Below are 16,633 nucleotides of genomic sequence, written 5' to 3'. Positions count from 1 at the left end.
CTTCTCCGCACCGACCTTCGTCAGCGCCGCCGTCAGCGTCGTCTTGCCGTGGTCAACGTGACCGATCGTGCCCACGTTCACGTGCGGCTTGGTTCGCTCGAACTTTTCCTTGGACATGACTGCCAAACCCCGATGGAATCAAAATGGAAAACACAAAATCAGGACGCAAGAGCGCCCCGTGAAAAGTGGTGCTCATGACAGGAATCGAACCTGTGACCTCTTCCTTACCAAGGAAGTGCTCTACCGACTGAGCTACATGAGCAGAAGTTCCGCATGACCGGAGGTCAATGGAGCGGGAGACGGGAATCGAACCCGCACCATCAGCTTGGAAGGCTGAGGTTCTACCATTGAACTACTCCCGCCCGGCGGGTACATCGCTTCGAGTTGCGCAGCACCGAAACCGACGCTTGCACCACTCTGTTTTGCTTCACCATTTCACACACACCGGAGGCGAATGAAATGGTGGAGGGAGGTGGATTCGAACCACCGAAGGCGTAAGCCAGCAGATTTACAGTCTGCCCCCGTTGGCCGCTTGGGTATCCCTCCAACAAAGACCGGCTATTTTCGCGGCCGACCCCGGATGTGTCAACACTTCAGGGCGACTTTCGGCGCGTTATTTGCCGTGCCGAACGAAGACCATGTGCATGCTGCGCGAGGTCCGCATCGGCGGGGCGCGTATTCTGGCTGATCGCGACGACATTGCCAAGTCATTTCGCACAGATCGATGCGAAAAGCCGAGCACCGAGGAACATATGCGTATGAATTCCTACCGCCCAAACCCCACCGCACCCAAGCGCAACCCTGACTCGGCAATGCCCTCCTCATTCCGAGGGCGATGATCGCAATCGGTCGAGAACCTGTACCAACCGCTCCGCCCTCAAGCCATCGAACGGGCCTCAGCCACCCACGTCTTCATGACGAAGCGGCGGCCGATACTGCGCAACCTCCTGCTCCATGCGCTTGGACAGCTCGATCAATCGCTGCGCGTACTCCTGCAGCGTGCGGTCACCGTCATCCTTCGGCTCCCAGGCCGGAACCGGCGTCGGCTTGCCGTCCGGCCCGTCCAGCGCCACGAACACGATGACGCAGCTCGTCGCCAGACGCTCCTTGCCATGCGTAAGGTCGCGCGCCAACACGTCAACGGCGAAATGCATGCTGGAGGTCCCGGTATGGATCAGCTTCGCATGCACGGTGACCAGATCGCCGATAAGAATCGGCTGCACAAACTGGATCCCGCCCACCGCCACAGTCACGCAGTACGCGCCACTCCATCCGACCGCACCCGCGTAACCGGCCTGGTCGATCCATTTCATCACCATCCCGCCGTGCACCTTGCCGCCGAAATTGACATCGGTGGGCTGAGCCAGGAAACGAAATGTGACTTCGCGCTGCATTCCGGACATGCAAATGATCCGCTGTTCGTTCAGGAACGGCCATTATGCGTCAATATCCCCGGAGCAGCAGTGATCGCGCCGCACCCGATCGATCGCCCGGCCACACAAGGAGATGTCGTCATGGGATGGCGAAGCATAAGTATCGCTCCACGACTCGCCCTATGGGCCCTGCTGGGCTCCGCCCTGGTTCTTGCGATCAGCGGAACCATTCTCTTCACACATACGCGCGACACCATCCTCGCCCACACGCATCGCGAGGCCGGCGCACTCACGCGAAGCGCGGCCAGCCGCATCGAGGCGCGTCTGGATCGCGTGATGGTCTCGACACAGCAACTGGCCGCCCTCATCGACCGCCCGGCGCCGGAGACCGACAAAATCCTGCATCAGGCCCTGAAGGCCAATCACGACCTGTCCGGCCTGGCCGTGGCCTTCCGACCAGAGGATGGACAGACGGCACACGCGCCTTTCGTCAGCCGGGACAGCGAAGGCATGCTGCATGAGCGCGACCTGCGCGACGACCCCACACAGTACTGGGAGCAGAACTGGTTCCTGGGCGGCCTCACCTGCCGAGCCGGCTGCTGGCAGCGTCCCTTTTTCTCCAAGTCCCGGCATCGCTGGCTCATCAATTTCTCCGTTGCCATCGTGCGCAAGGGGCGACCGGTCGGCCTGGTCAACGCCGACGTCAGCCTGGACTGGCTGCAGGACATACTCGGCGCGCTGCACAAGCCGGATGGCGCCCAGGCTTTCGTCATGGGTGGCAATGGCAAGTATCTGGCGCACGACGAGCACGACCTGACGGGGCATGCCGGCAGCCCGGCCCTGCTCAAGGCTCTGGCTGCACGTACCGGAACGCCCACCCTGCTGTCGACCAACCACGCACCGGATCTCGGCGAAACCTCCTGGCTGTACGGCGCCCCCATCCATGGATCGTACTGGTCGCTCGGCATGCTGATTCCCGAGCAGCGCATCTACGCACCGCTGCGCCGCCTTTTCGTCATCGACCTCAGTGTCGGCCTGCTGGCCCTGCTGTGCATCGCCGTCATGCTGCTGGTCGTGACCCGGCGCACACTCGCGCCGCTGGGCGTGCTCACCGCGCGTGCCGAGCACATCGCACGGGGCGAAACCGAATTTGAACTGCCTGCCGTTCGCGGTCATGACGAAATCGGCCGACTGACGCAGGCCTTCGACACCATGCGCAAAGAACTGGCCGCACACATCGAGCAGTTGACCGAAGCCGTCCGCGCACAACAGCGGCTGAGCAGCGAACTGGAAATCGCGCAGCAGATCCAGACCTCCCTGCTGCCCAGCGAGCACTACATCGAAGCACACACCTCACGCTTCGAACTGCATGCGTGCCTGCGCCCCGCCCGCGCGGTCGGCGGCGACCTGTACAGCTACTTCATGCTCGATCACCGGCATTTCTGCGTGATGGTCGGCGACGTCTCCGACAAGGGCATACCGGCCGCTCTGTTCATGGCGCGCACCATCACCCTGGCCAAGGCACTAGCAGCGCACACACTGTCGCCACAGCAGATTCTGAAGCGCCTGAATCAGGAACTGTGCGTCGGCAACGACAGCTGCATGTTCGTGACGCTGCTGTGCGGCGTGCTGGATCTGCGCAACGGAAAGCTCACGCTAGCCAGCGCCGGGCATGACCCGATCATCCTGTGCGGCGAAGGCGGCGCCCACCTGATTGAGACCGAAACCGGACCGGCGATCGGACTCGACGAGGACGCCACCTACCCGAGCCGCACCGTGCAACTGCACGCCGGTGATACCCTGATGATGTACACCGACGGCATCACCGAGGCGAACGATGCGCAAATGCGGATGTACGGCATCGAGCGCGCACTGAAGATGCTCGACCATGCTCCGCGCCCCGAGCACGCCAGCGAATACACACGCCGGCTGCTGTCGGACCTGGACCACTTCGTGGGCCATGCCGACCAGGCCGACGACATCACGATCCTCGCGCTGAGCTGGTGTCACACCGCAGACGAACAAGCCTCCGACATGCTCGAACTGGATCTTCCCAGCCAACTCGAAGACGTATTCGCAGCGCTCGAACGATGCGACCAGACCATGACCGCGTCCGGCATCCCGAGCAGCGTGCGCGCGGATGTCCGACTGGTGCTCGAGGAACTGATGGTCAACATGGTCGAACACGGACACGTCGCGAAGGCCGACGGATGCATCCGGCTGCGGCTGGAATGCGAAGAAGACGTCCACGTCTCGTTGCGCGACGACGGCCACCCGTTCAATCCGCTCGAAGCCAAACCGCCACCCACCACCACCGATGGCGCCGCCGATCCGGAACAGGTCGGCGGCTTCGGCATCCACCTCGTGCGCGCCATGGCCAGCGAACTCACCTACTCGCACGACGCCCAGGGCAACCACCTGCAGCTTCGCTTCGTCAACAACCCTCGCATGGAATCCGAGTCATGACGCTGAACATCCGTACCGAATCGACTTCGCCGGAACGCATCACCCTCTTCGTGGAAGGCCGCCTCGACGCCAGCAATTTCGGACAATTCGACAGCGAGACGCAGCAGAAACTGGCCCCGCTCCCCGAGGGAGGCACCGTGGTGCTCGACTTGCAGGACCTGGAGTACATCAGCAGCGCCGGTCTGCGCAGTTTCGCAAAGATCCGCAAGCAGATGCGTACGCGCAACGGGCACACGCTGCTGCTCAATCCGCAGCCGCAGGTGCGCAAGGTGTTCGATATCGTCAAGGCGGTACCGGTCAACGAGATTTTCGTGACCGTGCAGGAACTGGATGATTATCTCGACCAGATTCAGCGCAAGATGATGCAGGAAGACCGCTGACCGAATGCTTCGCCCGGCCGCCACGCGGCCGGGCGCTCGCCGGTATCAGACGTTGAAGCGGAAGTGCAGCACATCGCCTTCCTTGACGATGTAGTCCTTGCCTTCCAGCCGCAGACGCCCGGCTTCCTTGGCGCCGCTCTCGCCCTTGTACTGGATGAAATCGTCGTAGCCGACGGTCTCGGCGCGGATGAAACCCTTCTCGAAATCGGTATGAATGACGCCCGCCGCCTGCGGCGCGGTCGCGCCGCGCTTGACCGTCCAGGCGCGCACTTCCTTCACGCCCGCAGTGAAGTACGTTTGCAGACCGAGCAGCTTGTAGCCGGCGCGGATCACGCGATCGAGGCCCGGCTCATCGAGACCCAGATCGGCCAGAAACTCGTCGCGATCGGCATCATCCAGCTGCGCCATCTCTTCCTCGATGGCGGCGCACACCGGCACCACCTCGGCACCTTCGGTCTCGGCGCGCGCGCGCACCGCATCGAGATGCGGATTGTTCTCGAAGCCGTCCTCGCGCACGTTGGCGATGTACATCAGCGGTTTGAGCGTCAGCAGGAACATGTCGCGCACCAGGGCGCGTTCGTCGTCGTCCAGCTCCACCGAGCGCGCGGCATGGCCCTCGCTGAGCGCAGCCGCCAGCTTCTGCAGCACCGGGCGACGCGCCAGGGCATCCTTGTCATTGGCCTTGGCCGCGCGCTCGACGCGGTTCAGCGCCTTCTCCACCGACTCCAGATCGGCCAGCGCCAGCTCGGTGTCGATGGTCTCGATATCGGCGATCGGATCGACCTTGCCGGACACATGCACGATGTCGCCGTGTTCGAAGCAGCGCACCACGTGGGTGATGGCGTCCACCTCGCGAATGTGCGCCAGGAACTTGTTGCCCAGACCCTCACCCTTGGAGGCGCCGGCGACCAGGCCGGCAATGTCGACGAACTCGATCGAGGTCGGCACCACCCGCTCCGGGTGCACGATGTCGGACAGCGCCTTCAGACGCGGGTCCGGCACGGGCACCACGCCGACATTCGGATCGATGGTGCAGAACGGAAAATTGGCCGCCGCAATGCCGGCCTTGGTCAGCGCGTTGAAGAGAGTCGACTTGCCGACGTTGGGCAGACCGACGATGCCGCATTTGATACCCATCAGACTGGATTCCGTGTAACGGGAGAACGAACGCGACGCCGGCGCCTACGCGCCTTATTGCGCCGCACTGGTATGCAGGCGTTTCATCGCCTCGTTGAATCGACCCTCGACGGCCAGCGGCAGCACGTCGAGCGCGCGCGCGATGCCGTCGATCATGATGGCGTCCTCGTCCTGTGCCGACGGGCGTCCCAGCACCCAGGGCGTCACGCGATCGCGCACGCCCGGATGACCGATGCCCACCCGCAGACGATGAAACTTGCCGTGGCCGAGATGGGCCATGATGTCGCGAAGGCCGTTCTGGCCGCCGTGTCCGCCGTCGAATTTCAGACGCACGACGCCCGGATCGAGATCCAGGTCGTCATGCACGACCAGGCACTCGTCGGCCGGAATCTTGTAGTAGCGCAGCGCCGATGCCACGGCGATGCCGCTCTTGTTCATGAACGTGGATGGCTTCAGCAGCCACACCGGCTCGCCGCCGATGCGCACGCGACAGGACATGCCGTGCAGCTTGCTGTCCGCCGTGAACGTCTCGCCCTCGGCGCGCGCCAGGGCGTCGACAAACCAGAACCCGGCATTGTGCCGGGTTCCGAGATATTCGGCTCCGGGATTGCCCAGACCGACAATGAGACGCAGACCTGCCATGGATGCAAGGCATGGCGCCGCGCTTCGCGAGGAAGCGCGGCGCGGATGCGCTTACTTGTCCTCGCCGGCGTCGCCCTCGGCGGACGACCCTTCGGCGGCGGCGCTCGGCGCGGCGGCGGCTTCCTCGCCTTCCTCGCCCTCGGTCGGCTCGACCTCGACCTTCACCGCATGCACGGTGACGACCGGCAGGTCATGCTCGGGGCCGTGACGCAGCTCGGGAATCTCCACGCCCTCGGGCAGATTCAGCTCCGACAGGTGGATGATGTCACCCTGGTCGATGTTGGACAGATCGACCTCGATGTACTCGGGCAGATCCTTCGGCAGGCAGGCCACCTCGACTTCGGTGAAGTTGTGCGAAACCACCACGCCGGAGGTCTTGCCTGCCGGGGACTTTTCCTGGTTCAGGAAGTGCAGCGGGATGGCGGTGTGCAGCTTCTCGCCGGCACGCACGCGCTGGAAATCCATGTGCATCATCTGCAGCTTGTACGGATGCTTCTGCCAGTCGCGCAGCAGCACCTTCTCGGTCTTGCCGCCGACGTTCAGGTCCAGCACGGACGAGAAGAACCACTCGTTCTTGGCCAGCGCCATGACGATGCGGTGCTCGATCTGGATGCTCTGGGGCGGCTTGTCGCCACCGTAGACGATCGCCGGAACCATGCCCGCGTGACGCAGGCGGCGGCTCGCACCTTTCCCCTCGTCACTGCGAACTTCGGCGTTCACTTCGTGAATCGTTGCCATGATTGTTGCCTCGGTTGAAAAGCCCGCCTTGCGGCGGAAGAAACGTTCTCCCGCGACCAGGAGAACGATGAAATCCTTGGAATGCCGCCCGTCGCCAGCCGGCAAACCGGCGATTATAGGGCAAAAACCGGCCGCATGCGCGGCCCGGTGCATCAGTCCACGTAGAGCGAACTGACCGATTCGCCGCCGGCCATGCGCCGGATGGTCTCGGCCAGCAGTTCGGCCACCGTGAGCTGGCGGATCTTCTCGCAGGCCGCGGCAGCAGGCGACAGCGGCAGCGTGTCGGTCACCACCAGCTGGTCCAGCTGCGAACCGTTGATGTTGTCGATGGCGGCGCCGGACAGTACTGCGTGCACGCAGTAGGCCTCGACGCGCTTGGCGCCCTGGTCCTTCAGCGCCGCGGCGGCCGCACACAGCGTGCCGGCGGTGTCGACAATGTCGTCGACCAGCACGCAGGACTTGCCCGACACGTCGCCGATGATGTTCATCACCGTGGCCACGTTGGCCTTCGGACGGCGCTTGTCGATGATCGCCAGATCGGCATCGTCCAGACGCTTGGCGATGGCGCGCGCGCGCACCACGCCTCCAACATCAGGGCTGACCACGATGATGTCGTCCATGTTGTGACGACGCCAGATGTCGGCCAGCAGCACCGGCGAGGCGTAGACGTTGTCGACCGGAATATCGAAGAAACCCTGGATCTGGTCGGCGTGCAGATCGACGGTCAGCACGCGGTCGACGCCGGACGCACCGATCATCTTCGCCGCCAGCTTGGCGGTGATCGGCACACGCGCGGAGCGCGGGCGGCGATCCTGCCGGGCGTAGCCGAAATACGGCATAACCGCGGTCACCGAAGTCGCCGAGGCGCGCTTCAGCGCGTCGGCCAGCACCAACAGCTCCATGAAGTTCTCGGCCGTCGGTGCGCCGGTCGGCTGCAGGACGAAGACGTCCTGCCCGCGCACGTTCTCCTCGATCTCGACCTGGGTTTCGCCGTCGCTGAAGCGACCGACCAGCGCCTTGCCCAGGGGCACCGCCAGCCGGTGCGCGACGTCCTCGGCAAGTTTGTGATGAGCATTGCCGGTGAACAGCATCAGGCCAGCCGTATCCACAGTTCGTTCTCCGCTTGGCGATGTTTCGAGAAGACCGGGGCGGACCCCGATGTACGCGCTGCGTCGGACGCATGCGCGCTGCGAAAAATGGCTGGGGCGGCAGGATTCGAACCTGCGCATGCCGGGATCAAAACCCGGTGCCTTACCGCTTGGCTACGCCCCAATGCTTGAACTGTCCGCCTTCGTACGCAACGGCGACGTGTCGACGCCACCGGCCACGAAGGCCCTGAACGGTTCCGGGCAGCGCGCGGCAATCCGCTCGCTGGCCTCGCGCGTTTCCGTTTCCAGGAATACGCACGCTCCGGTTCCGGACAATCGCGCCGCGCCGTACTGGCCGAGCCAGGTCATCGCGTCGTCGATTCGCACATGCCGCGCCCGCACCAACGGCGCGAAGGCGTTATCCGTGACATGTCCCTCCAGGAAGCTCGAAATTGTCGCCTCGGGCGCATTTCGTGTCAATTCGGGCGACTGAAAAAGCGCCTGCGTGGACACATGCACACCTGGATCCACGATGACATAGCTAGCGGCAGGCAGCGACAACGGCTCGATGCGCTCACCCACCCCTTCAGCCCAGGCACTGCGGCCACGCACGAATACTGGCACATCCGCGCCGAGCCGCAGCCCCAGATCCGCCAGTTCGTCGATATCCAGGCCCGCTCTCCACAACGCATTCAATGCAACCAGCGTCGTCGCCGCGTCGGAACTGCCGCCGCCAAGCCCTCCACCCACCGGAATCCGCTTGTCCACGGCCAGATCCGCGCCGAGCGTGCAGCCGGCACGCTGCTGCAGCATGTGAGCAGCCCGCAGCACCAGATCCTGCTCGGGCGACACACCTTCAACACCAGAGCCCCCCGTGATCTGCCCGTCATCGCGAACGCGGACGCGGACGTCGTCGCCCCAGTCGAGCAGCCGGAACACGGTCTGCAGCAGATGGTAACCATCCGCACGCCGACCGACGATGCGCAGGAACAAATTGAGTTTGGCCGGCGCCGGCCAGACGCTCCACGCGCTCATCGCTTGAACCAGGACCAGCGCTGGATGGACACGCGCACACGATAGTTGCCCATGGAGGCGAAGACTTTGCGCGGCACGCTTGGATCGCTGCCGGCGAACCAGTCGCGGTATTCCACGTTCCAGCCATTCTGCTGCAGCAGCGACGGCAGATGGTTCTCGCCGAAGCGCAGCTTCGCCTTGCCACCCGGCGCGCGCAATCCCTTCACCCAATAGCGCAGCTGCTGCAGCGGCACGCGCCAGCCCAGCGCCCGCGCCAACAGGTGCTCGGCGTCGACGCCGTAGAGCGTGCCCTGATCCAGCCCGTCCAGCTCCGCACCATCCGGGCCGCCGCGCAGGCGGAAACTGCGCCCGGTGACCGGGGCGCGCAGGGTGAAATCGTAACGGTCGCCGTTCTGGGTCCAGGTCAGGCTGCCGCTGCCGCCATGCTTGCCGTCCGTCACCGCCAGCCTTGCCTGGATGGTCCAGTGGTTGCGCGCCGACAGCTTCGCCTCGCGTGCCTGCTGCGCGCCGAGCATGGCATGGTCGCCTTTGATCCGTACCGGCGCGCAGGCCGCCAGCGCCAGGATCGCGGCGCCGAGCAGCAGATGACGGATGTTCACGGTTACAGCTTCCCTTTCAGCGCAAGCAGGTGCCGGTTGTCCGGATCCAGTTTCAACGCGTCTCGATAGACCTCCCCGGCCTGCGTTCGCTTGCCCAGGTCGAGCAGCACCTGCACCAGATGCGCGCCGACTTCTGGATCGGGGCGCATCTTCCAGGATGCCTGCAGTGCGGCTTCGGCCTTGCCCAGATGACCCAGTCGATACTGCAGCCAGCCCCAGGAATCGGTGATGGACGGATCATCCGGCTGCGCGGCATGCGCCCGGGTCAACAGTTTCTCTGCCTGATCGAGATCGCGATTGGCGTCGACCAGCGTATAGCCCAGTGCATTGACGGCATTGATGTCGTCGGGCTTCAACCGCAGCACAGCGCGCAGGTCAGCCACTGCGGCATCAATGTCGCCGGCCTCTGCGTAGGCCAGACCACGCCCGTAGAGCAACTCGGCATCGTGCTTGTCCGCGCTCAGCGCGCGCGTGTACGCCACCGCTGCCTTGGCATAGTCGCCGCCACGCATGTACAGCTCGGCGTCGACCTGATCCAGTCGCTGCACCACATCAGCCTTGTCGGCATGGTCGTCACGCATACGCTTGACCAGCGCGTGCGCCTGCGCCGGCTTGCCCAGTTGTTGCAGCAGTACGGCGCGCCGCACACCGGCATCGAACGCATGTTCGTCGCCGGACGGCACCTTGGCCAGCCAATCGACGGCCTCCTGCGGCTTGTCCAGCAGTGAAGCCAGTTGACCAAGCAGGTAGTAGCTCGACTCCCGCACGTCATCCGGCGCCTTGCGCAATTCGCCGTAGATGCGTTTCAGCGCAGGCAAATCCTGGGTGCGTGCGGCAAAGGCCGCGCGCGCCGCGAAGCTGCGCGAATTCTGGGGTCCCTTCGCCAGCACGCGCTCGGCGCCCTGGTTGTCCCCGTTCTTGGCCAGTAGACCGGCATAGGCCATGCGCACATCGAGATCCTGCGGCGAAGCGGACACGGCTTTTGCATACAGCGCGAGCGCCTTCTGGTCTTCGCCGCGCTGCGCATGGAGTTGCGCCGCCCAGGCATAGGTCTGACTGCTCCGGAAACGCTCGGCGGCGATGTCGGCAATCTGCTGCGCGTAGGCGTAGCGACCGAGTTTCTGACCCAGTTCGCTCATCGCCAGCCAGGCCAGCTCGTCTTTCGGAAGTCGCTGCGGTGTAGCAATCTTTTCCAGCAACTGCCCCGCCTGCGCAGCATCGCGCGCGCCCAGCAGCACCTTGCCGAAACGCTGCCAGTCCTGCTTGCTGCCGCGCTCGGTCAGCGCCATCAAGGCTTTTTGCGCGTCTTCAGTACGGCCCTGATCCAGTGCGATCTGGGCGCGCGCGCGCTGCAGTCCCGCCTCGTCGGCGCCCAGGACCTTCCAGCGCGCCAGAGCCTGTTGCGCGGCGGCGCTATCGTGCAGGGCCAGCGCCAGACCCACGGCACGCTCGGCCACTTTGGGATCGCTGGATAGCTGACTGGCCTTGGCATACCCCTTCTGCGCGGCGCGCAGGTCGCCCTTGCCGAGCGCGAATTCGGCCTGCATCAACAGCGCGGCTACGTCGTGATCGGCATCCGGGGTCGCGACCGACAGGGTGTGCAGCGGCTGCTTGCCGTCCGCAGGCCGCTGCGCGGTCTTTGTGGGCATCGAAGTGCACCCGAACAACACCATGGGCAGCATCGCTGCTGCTGCAAAATGCCGCCATTGCTTGAACTTGGCGTGACTGCTGCGCACAATTTACCTCCGTATGGGGCCGGTAACGCCAGCGACCGGCCGTCGGGACAGCTTAGCCTATTGCTGCCCGTAACCAAGCTGCCGCCACCACGATTTCCTATGCCGCTCGTCGCCTTCGGGCTCAACCACCTCACTGCGCCCGTCAGCCTGCGTGAACAGGTTGCGTTCGACGGCGACAACGCACGTCGTGCGATGAGCGACCTGCGCCTGCAGAACGGCGTGGACGAAGCGTTGATCCTGTCGACCTGCAACCGCACCGAGCTTTACTGCAGCGTCCATGCCGGCGCCGAGCACGTGCCGGCCGAATGGTTGCACCAGCATCATCACCTGACCGCGGACAAGCTGGACGAGTTCCTGTATCGCCACGACGAGGACGAGGCGGTGCGACATATCTTCCGCGTCGCCACCGGACTCGATTCGATGGTGCTGGGCGAGCCGCAGATTCTCGGCCAGGTCAAGGACGCCTACCAGATGGCGCGCGAAGTGCAGACGCTGGGCCCGCCGATGGACCGCCTGCTGCAGCACACTTTCGCCGTGGCCAAGCGAGTGCGCAGCGACACGCGCATCGGCGCGCACACGGTTTCCGTCGCCTTCACCGCCGTGCGCCTGGCCGAACAGGTCTTCACCGATCTGCGCGACGCCTGCGTGTTGCTGGTCGGCGCCGGCGACACCATCGAGCTGGCCGCGCGACACCTGGCCGGGAAACAGGTCAAACGCCTGCTGGTCGCCAACCGCACACTGGAAACCGCGCAGACGCTGGCGCATCAGCACGGCGGCTACGCCATCGCCCTGTCCGACCTGGGCAAGCATCTGGCCGAAGCCGACATCGTCATCAGCTCGACCGCCGCGCGACAGCCGGTGATTACCCGCGACATGGTCGAGGCCGCCATCGCCACGCGTCGCCGCCGCCCGATGTTCATGGTCGACATCGCCGTGCCGCGCGACATCGAACCGGCCGTGGCCGAACTGCGCGACGTGTTCCTGTATGGCATCGACGATCTGCGCCAGGTCATCGACGAACACCTGCGCTCGCGCGAAATGGCCGCCAACGAGGCCGGCGCCATCATCGACCTGCAGGTCGACCGCTACATGAACTGGCGCCGCGCGCTGACCCTGCGCAATCCGGTGCTCGACTTGCGCGCCAACGCCGAGAACCATCGCGACGAAGTGCTCAGTCGCGCACAGAGCATGATCGAACGCGGCAAGTCGCCCGAGGAGGCGCTGACCTTCCTCGCCAACACGCTGACCAACAAGCTGCTGCACGCCCCCAGCGCGAGCCTGCGCGAAGCGGCGCTATCCGGCGACCTGGACCTGCTCAACGCCGCCGAGCGGCTGTACGGCCTGACCGCCGATCCGGACAAGACGCCCGACGAGCGCTAGCCTAGCGTTCCGCCTGCGCCGCCGGCACGCTATCCTGACCGGCCATCCCGTTGTCGCCAACCGGTCGCCATGACGCCTTCCATACGCCGCAAACTGCAGACGCTGGCCGAGCGCCACGAGGAAATCAGCCTGCTGCTGGCGCAACCGGAAGTGATCGACGACACCGACCGCTTCCGCGACCTGTCGCGCGAATATGCGCAGCTGGAGCCGCTGAAATCCGCCCTTGCCGAGCACGAGCGCGCACAGCATGAACTGACCGACGCGCGCGGCATGCTGGACGACCCCGAACTGAGCGAGATCGCCGCCGAAGACGTGCGCCGCCTGGAAGCACGCATCGCCGAGCTCGACGCGGAGCTGCAAATTTTGCTGCTGCCGGTCGACCCACGCGACGAAGCCAACCTGTTCCTGGAAATCCGCGCCGGCACCGGCGGCGACGAGGCCGCGCTGTTCGCCGGCGACCTGTTCCGCATGTACGCGCGCTACGCCGAACAGCGAGGATGGAAGGTGGAGGTCGAATCCGACCACGCCGGCGAGCACGGCGGGCACAAGGAAATCGTGGCGCGCATCGTCGGGCGCGGCGCCTTCTCGCGACTGAAGTTCGAATCCGGCACACATCGCGTGCAGCGCGTGCCCGAGACCGAGTCGCAGGGCCGCATCCACACGTCGGCCGCGACCGTGGCGATCATTCCCGAGACCGAGGACATCGGCGAGATCGAGATCAACCCGGCCGACCTGCGCGTGGACACCTTCCGCTCCTCCGGCGCCGGCGGCCAGCACGTCAACAAGACCGACTCGGCGATCCGCATCACCCACCTGCCCAGCGGCGTGGTGGTCGAATGCCAGACCGAGCGCTCGCAGCACGCCAACCGCGACAAGGCCATGAAACGCCTGAAGGCGCAGCTGCTGGAGGCCGAGCGCGAGAAACAGGCGTCCGAAGAAGCCGCCTCGCGCCGTCTGCAGGTTGGCAGCGGCGACCGCAGCCAGCGCATCCGCACCTACAACTTCCCGCAGGGGCGCATCACCGACCATCGCATCAACCTGACGCTGTACCGCCTCGGCGAAGTGCTCGCCGGCGACCTGGACGAACTGATCGATGCATTGACCGCCGAGGACCAGGCCGAGCAGCTCAAATCGCTCGGCGAAAGCGGCTGATCCTTTCGGCCTCCCGCCTGCTACGCTGCGATCATCGCGACGGAGGCGGACCGATGAAACGCAAGGACTACGAGGACGCGCTGGAAGGCCTGCAGGCCGAGCTGATCGGCGTCAGCCGCTGGCTGCGCGCCAGCGGGCGCCGACTGATGGTGATCTTCGAGGGCCGCGACGCGGCCGGCAAAGGCGGAACCATCCGCGCCATCACCGAGCATCTGGACACGCGCAGCTATCGCGTGGTCGCCCTGCCCAAACCCAGCGACCGCGAGAGCACGCAGTGGTATTTCCAGCGCTATGTCGCGCACCTGCCCGCTGCCGGCGAATTCGTGCTGTTCGATCGCAGCTGGTACAACCGCGCCGGCGTCGAGCCGCTGATGGGGTTCTGCACGCAGGCGCAGTACGCGCAATTCCTCGATGAATGTCCGATCTTCGAACGCATGCTGGCCGACGACGGCATCCTGCTGCTGAAGTACTGGCTGGCCGTCGACCAGGCGAATCAGGAAGAGCGCTTCGCCGAGCGTGCCCAGGACCCGCTCAAGCGCTGGAAACTTTCGCCCATCGACGTCGCCGCGCGCGAGAAGTACGCCGAGATCGGCCGCCTGCGCGACGTGATGCTGGAACGCACGCACGCCCCGCACGCGCCCTGGTTCGTAGTCGACTACAACGATCAGCGCCGCGGTCGCCTGAATCTGCTGCGCCATCTGCTCGACCGGCTACCGGACACCACCGTGCCCACGGCGGCGCTCGACCTGCCCGCCTTGCGCGAACAACCTGGACGTGAACAGCTGGCCGATCCGTCTTTCTGGATCGAGCCTCGACACTGAATTCAGCCGGTACGGAATCCCGGCGCCACATCCGCCGCGAAGGTGCTGCGCTCGACCTGCTCGACCCGGGCTGCGGGCGGGCCTTCGTGCAGCCACCGCTCCAACGCATCGATGGCATCGGGCGCCCCCTCGGCGATGACTTCGACGCGTCCGTCGGCCAGATTGACCGCCGAACCACTCAGCCCGAGCCGCAACGCCTGCTCGCGGGTGGACGCGCGGTAGAACACGCCCTGCACCCGTCCCGACACGAGAAAACGCGCCGCCGTCATCGGGGCCTCACTTCGCCGCATCGATGACCTTCTTCAGGTCGGCGGGCGTGATCGGACCGACGAAGCGCTTGGCAATGTGGCCGTCCGGCGCGATCAGGTAGGTCGTCGGCAAGCCCAGCGGCGCACCGAAGGCGGCCGGCGGATGCGCAGGATCGACCTTGGCGATCGGATAACTGACGGGATGCTTCTTCAGGAACGCCCGCAGGTCCACCGGATCGGCATCCTGATAGGCCAGGCCGATGGCGGTGACGTCATCGTGATCCTGGACGAAGGTCGAGATCGCCGGCATCTCGTGGATGCACGGATGGCACCAGGTCGCCCAGTAGTTGACGATGACCCACTTGCCGCGCTGCGCGGCGAGGTCGAACGACTTGCCGGCGAGCGTGTCGACCTTCAGGGTCGGCAGTGCATCCGTACCGCTCGCATGCGAAACGGAACCGAGGCCGGCCAGCAGGAGACCGAGGCACATCAACAGGGAAAGACGTTTCATGAGGATTCCGCTTTGACTTTCGCGGCGTCGCGATCGGCGCCCGCGTTGGGGAAGACGAACAACTCGGACAGGTGGATGCCGAGCGTGGCGCGCAGGGACTCGGTAAGCTCGCCCAACTGCCTGCGCAACGGCTCCGGCAACCCCTGGCTGAACTGGTGCAGCAGGGACTCGTCGAGAGGCAGACGATACCGCCCGGCCTCGTAGATTTCCATCAGCGTGGAAGTGTCCAGGCTGCGCGTCATGACCCACTCGTCCTCTTCGGTGCGACGAATCAGACCCGCCTCGTTCAGATCGCCCAGATAGCGCTGCAGCAGGTCGTCGGACACGAAGCGCTCGCATACCTTCAGATCGCTCTCGCCCAGCGCGCGCCCCTGGCGCTGCGCCACCACGAAATGCTTGAGCAGATGCATCAGCCCGAGGAATTCCGCGCCCTTCGGTAGCCGTTCCTCGTGCGGACGGTAGTCGAACGCCGAGATCGAGGCGGTGATCGACGCCCCCAGCAGCACGATGACCCAGGACAGATAGATCCACACCAGGAAGATCGGCACCACCGCCAGCGCGCCGTAGATCTCGCGGTAGGACGGCACGCTGCGCACGTAGGCGGCGAAGGCCCACTTGGCGATCTCGAACAACACCGCCGCCAGCAACGCGCCGACCAGTGCATAGCGGCGCTTGATCTTGCGATTCGGGATCAGCCAGTACATGCCGAACAGACCCGCCACGCTGACCAGGAACGGCAGGACGCCCAGCAGATGGCGCTTCAGCTCCACACCGTCGCTGACCCGGCCCAGCAGCGGCACCGCGGCCAGGTACGAGGTCAGGGTCAGTCCGGCCACCACCAGCACCGGCCCCAGCGTCAGCGCCGCCCAGTACATCATGAAGCGCGACACCGTCGAGCGCTTGGTCTGCACCCGCCAGATGCGGTTGAAGCGCTCCTCGATGCTGGACAGCATCATCAGCGCCGAAAGCAGCACCACCACGATGCCGATGCCGGTCAGCTTGCTGGCGTTGCCGGCGAACTCCAGCACGTACTTCTGTACCGCGTCGCCCGCCGCCGGCACGAAATTGCGGAACAGGAAGTTGGCCAGCACATCGGTCCAGCCCTGGAACATCGGAAGGGCCGTGAGAATGCTGACCACGGCCACGGTCAGGGGCACCAGCGCGAACAGCGTGGTGTACGACAACGCACCTGCGGTCTCGAAGCACTTGTCGTCGACGAAGCGCTGCCAGACGAAGCGGGCGAAGGCGATAACGCGGTCGCGATCGAAACGCCGGAACATGTCGGCCCCCGTGTGGAATATCATGGTCAGCGTAGCGCATCGGCCAT

General features: G+C 65.2%; 17 protein-coding genes and 4 tRNA genes. 5 read left to right on the top strand and 16 right to left on the bottom strand.

Features of this window, described 5'->3' with window-relative positions:
- The 5 genes from HF690_RS12395 to HF690_RS12375 form a co-directional block, all read right to left on the bottom strand.
- Positions 1-117, bottom strand: a 117-nt coding sequence (locus tag HF690_RS12395; RefSeq protein WP_168609640.1) for a GTP-binding protein, incomplete at its 3' end; no start/stop codon positions are given.
- A gap of 69 nt (positions 118-186) precedes the next feature.
- Positions 187-262, bottom strand: a tRNA-Thr gene (locus HF690_RS12390).
- Between the two features lie 26 nt (positions 263-288).
- Positions 289-362: transfer RNA gene (locus tag HF690_RS12385), tRNA-Gly, on the bottom strand.
- A gap of 98 nt (positions 363-460) precedes the next feature.
- Positions 461-546, bottom strand: a tRNA-Tyr gene (locus HF690_RS12380).
- A 350-nt stretch (positions 547-896) separates the two neighbouring features.
- Positions 897-1,403, bottom strand: a complete 507-nt coding sequence (locus HF690_RS12375) for an acyl-CoA thioesterase (RefSeq protein WP_113063524.1) — start codon at positions 1,401-1,403, stop codon at positions 897-899.
- A 111-nt stretch (positions 1,404-1,514) separates the two neighbouring features.
- On the opposite strand from HF690_RS12375, the gene HF690_RS12370 reads away from it, so the two are divergent.
- Together HF690_RS12370 and HF690_RS12365 are read left to right on the top strand one after the other, a co-directional pair.
- Entirely contained in the window at positions 1,515-3,839 is a 2,325-nt protein-coding gene (locus HF690_RS12370) for a SpoIIE family protein phosphatase (protein ID WP_168609639.1), read from the top strand.
- On the top strand, positions 3,836-4,219 hold the full coding sequence (locus HF690_RS12365) for an STAS domain-containing protein (RefSeq protein WP_168609638.1): 384 nt from the start codon (positions 3,836-3,838) through the stop codon (positions 4,217-4,219). The genes HF690_RS12370 and HF690_RS12365 overlap by 4 nt, the downstream gene beginning before the upstream one ends.
- A 45-nt stretch (positions 4,220-4,264) precedes the next feature.
- On the opposite strand, the gene ychF is transcribed toward HF690_RS12365, so the two are convergent.
- The 8 genes from ychF to HF690_RS12325 form a co-directional block, all read right to left on the bottom strand.
- Positions 4,265-5,356 carry a redox-regulated ATPase YchF gene (gene ychF, locus HF690_RS12360; RefSeq protein WP_113063526.1) on the bottom strand — a complete coding sequence of 364 codons (1,092 nt, stop codon included), beginning with the start codon at positions 5,354-5,356 and terminating at the stop codon, positions 4,265-4,267.
- A 54-nt stretch (positions 5,357-5,410) separates the two neighbouring features.
- On the bottom strand, positions 5,411-5,998 hold the full coding sequence (gene pth, locus HF690_RS12355) for an aminoacyl-tRNA hydrolase (protein WP_113063527.1): 588 nt from the start codon (positions 5,996-5,998) through the stop codon (positions 5,411-5,413).
- Between the two features lie 51 nt (positions 5,999-6,049).
- The gene (locus tag HF690_RS12350; RefSeq protein ID WP_168609637.1) at positions 6,050-6,736 is read right to left on the bottom strand and encodes a 50S ribosomal protein L25/general stress protein Ctc; all 687 of its coding nucleotides are present in this window, start codon (positions 6,734-6,736) and stop codon (positions 6,050-6,052) included.
- 152 nt (positions 6,737-6,888) lie between these two features.
- Entirely contained in the window at positions 6,889-7,845 is a 957-nt protein-coding gene (locus HF690_RS12345; protein ID WP_255420344.1) for a ribose-phosphate diphosphokinase, read from the bottom strand.
- A gap of 88 nt (positions 7,846-7,933) precedes the next feature.
- Positions 7,934-8,008, bottom strand: a tRNA-Gln gene (locus HF690_RS12340).
- Entirely contained in the window at positions 7,999-8,859 is an 861-nt protein-coding gene (gene ispE / locus HF690_RS12335) for a 4-(cytidine 5'-diphospho)-2-C-methyl-D-erythritol kinase (protein ID WP_168609636.1), read from the bottom strand. The genes HF690_RS12340 and ispE overlap by 10 nt, the downstream gene beginning before the upstream one ends.
- Positions 8,856-9,458, bottom strand: coding sequence for a lipoprotein insertase outer membrane protein LolB (lolB, locus tag HF690_RS12330; protein ID WP_113063530.1), 603 nt, complete (start codon positions 9,456-9,458; stop codon positions 8,856-8,858). The genes ispE and lolB overlap by 4 nt, the downstream gene beginning before the upstream one ends.
- Before the next feature lie 2 nt (positions 9,459-9,460).
- Positions 9,461-11,107: a tetratricopeptide repeat protein gene (locus tag HF690_RS12325; protein WP_168609635.1), complete on the bottom strand. Its 1,647-nt coding sequence runs from the start codon at positions 11,105-11,107 to the stop codon at positions 9,461-9,463.
- A gap of 186 nt (positions 11,108-11,293) precedes the next feature.
- Here HF690_RS12325 and hemA point away from each other — a divergent pair, with 186 nt between their 5' ends.
- The 3 genes from hemA (at position 11,294) to ppk2 (ending at position 14,547) form a co-directional block, all read left to right on the top strand.
- Positions 11,294-12,574, top strand: coding sequence for a glutamyl-tRNA reductase (hemA, locus tag HF690_RS12320; protein WP_168609634.1), 1,281 nt, complete (start codon positions 11,294-11,296; stop codon positions 12,572-12,574).
- 69 nt (positions 12,575-12,643) lie between these two features.
- Positions 12,644-13,726, top strand: coding sequence for a peptide chain release factor 1 (gene prfA, locus HF690_RS12315; protein WP_168609633.1), 1,083 nt, complete (start codon positions 12,644-12,646; stop codon positions 13,724-13,726).
- A 53-nt stretch (positions 13,727-13,779) separates the two neighbouring features.
- Positions 13,780-14,547: a polyphosphate kinase 2 gene (gene ppk2 / locus HF690_RS12310; protein ID WP_113063533.1), complete on the top strand. Its 768-nt coding sequence runs from the start codon at positions 13,780-13,782 to the stop codon at positions 14,545-14,547.
- A gap of 2 nt (positions 14,548-14,549) precedes the next feature.
- Here ppk2 and HF690_RS12305 read toward each other — a convergent pair whose 3' ends face one another.
- From HF690_RS12305 to HF690_RS12295, 3 genes are read right to left on the bottom strand one after another with little or no spacing between them, the layout of a single operon-like run.
- Positions 14,550-14,816: an acylphosphatase gene (locus HF690_RS12305; protein ID WP_113063534.1), complete on the bottom strand. Its 267-nt coding sequence runs from the start codon at positions 14,814-14,816 to the stop codon at positions 14,550-14,552.
- Positions 14,817-14,823: 7 nt separating this feature from the next.
- Positions 14,824-15,306 carry a TlpA family protein disulfide reductase gene (locus HF690_RS12300; RefSeq protein WP_168609632.1) on the bottom strand — a complete coding sequence of 161 codons (483 nt, stop codon included), beginning with the start codon at positions 15,304-15,306 and terminating at the stop codon, positions 14,824-14,826.
- Positions 15,303-16,586 carry a virulence factor BrkB family protein gene (locus HF690_RS12295; protein WP_168609631.1) on the bottom strand — a complete coding sequence of 428 codons (1,284 nt, stop codon included), beginning with the start codon at positions 16,584-16,586 and terminating at the stop codon, positions 15,303-15,305. Before HF690_RS12295 ends, HF690_RS12300 begins: the two co-directional genes overlap by 4 nt.
- Positions 16,587-16,633 lie beyond the last annotated feature (47 nt).

The sequence above is a fragment of the Oleiagrimonas citrea genome, assembly GCF_012395255.1.
In the GTDB taxonomy this organism is placed as follows: domain Bacteria; phylum Pseudomonadota; class Gammaproteobacteria; order Xanthomonadales; family Rhodanobacteraceae; genus Oleiagrimonas; species Oleiagrimonas citrea.
The sequence above is the reverse complement of the archived record's forward strand: the minus strand, read 5'-3'. Positions and strand labels throughout refer to the sequence as shown.

What these genes read in the sequence shown, in the direction of transcription:
- pth (WP_113063527.1), bottom strand. Translation starts at nt 5,998, where the DNA reads ATGGCAGGTCTGCGTCTCATTGTCGGTCTGGGCAATCCCGGAGCCGAA.
- ppk2 (WP_113063533.1), top strand. Translation starts at nt 13,780, where the DNA reads ATGAAACGCAAGGACTACGAGGACGCGCTGGAAGGCCTGCAGGCCGAG.
- prfA (WP_168609633.1), top strand. Translation starts at nt 12,644, where the DNA reads ATGACGCCTTCCATACGCCGCAAACTGCAGACGCTGGCCGAGCGCCAC.
- HF690_RS12305 (WP_113063534.1), bottom strand. Translation starts at nt 14,816, where the DNA reads ATGACGGCGGCGCGTTTTCTCGTGTCGGGACGGGTGCAGGGCGTGTTC.
- HF690_RS12350 (WP_168609637.1), bottom strand. Translation starts at nt 6,736, where the DNA reads ATGGCAACGATTCACGAAGTGAACGCCGAAGTTCGCAGTGACGAGGGG.
- HF690_RS12365 (WP_168609638.1), top strand. Translation starts at nt 3,836, where the DNA reads ATGACGCTGAACATCCGTACCGAATCGACTTCGCCGGAACGCATCACC.
- HF690_RS12370 (WP_168609639.1), top strand. Translation starts at nt 1,515, where the DNA reads ATGGGATGGCGAAGCATAAGTATCGCTCCACGACTCGCCCTATGGGCC.
- ispE (WP_168609636.1), bottom strand. Translation starts at nt 8,859, where the DNA reads ATGAGCGCGTGGAGCGTCTGGCCGGCGCCGGCCAAACTCAATTTGTTC.
- ychF (WP_113063526.1), bottom strand. Translation starts at nt 5,356, where the DNA reads ATGGGTATCAAATGCGGCATCGTCGGTCTGCCCAACGTCGGCAAGTCG.
- HF690_RS12325 (WP_168609635.1), bottom strand. Translation starts at nt 11,107, where the DNA reads ATGCCCACAAAGACCGCGCAGCGGCCTGCGGACGGCAAGCAGCCGCTG.
- HF690_RS12375 (WP_113063524.1), bottom strand. Translation starts at nt 1,403, where the DNA reads ATGTCCGGAATGCAGCGCGAAGTCACATTTCGTTTCCTGGCTCAGCCC.
- hemA (WP_168609634.1), top strand. Translation starts at nt 11,294, where the DNA reads ATGCCGCTCGTCGCCTTCGGGCTCAACCACCTCACTGCGCCCGTCAGC.
- HF690_RS12300 (WP_168609632.1), bottom strand. Translation starts at nt 15,306, where the DNA reads ATGAAACGTCTTTCCCTGTTGATGTGCCTCGGTCTCCTGCTGGCCGGC.
- HF690_RS12295 (WP_168609631.1), bottom strand. Translation starts at nt 16,586, where the DNA reads ATGTTCCGGCGTTTCGATCGCGACCGCGTTATCGCCTTCGCCCGCTTC.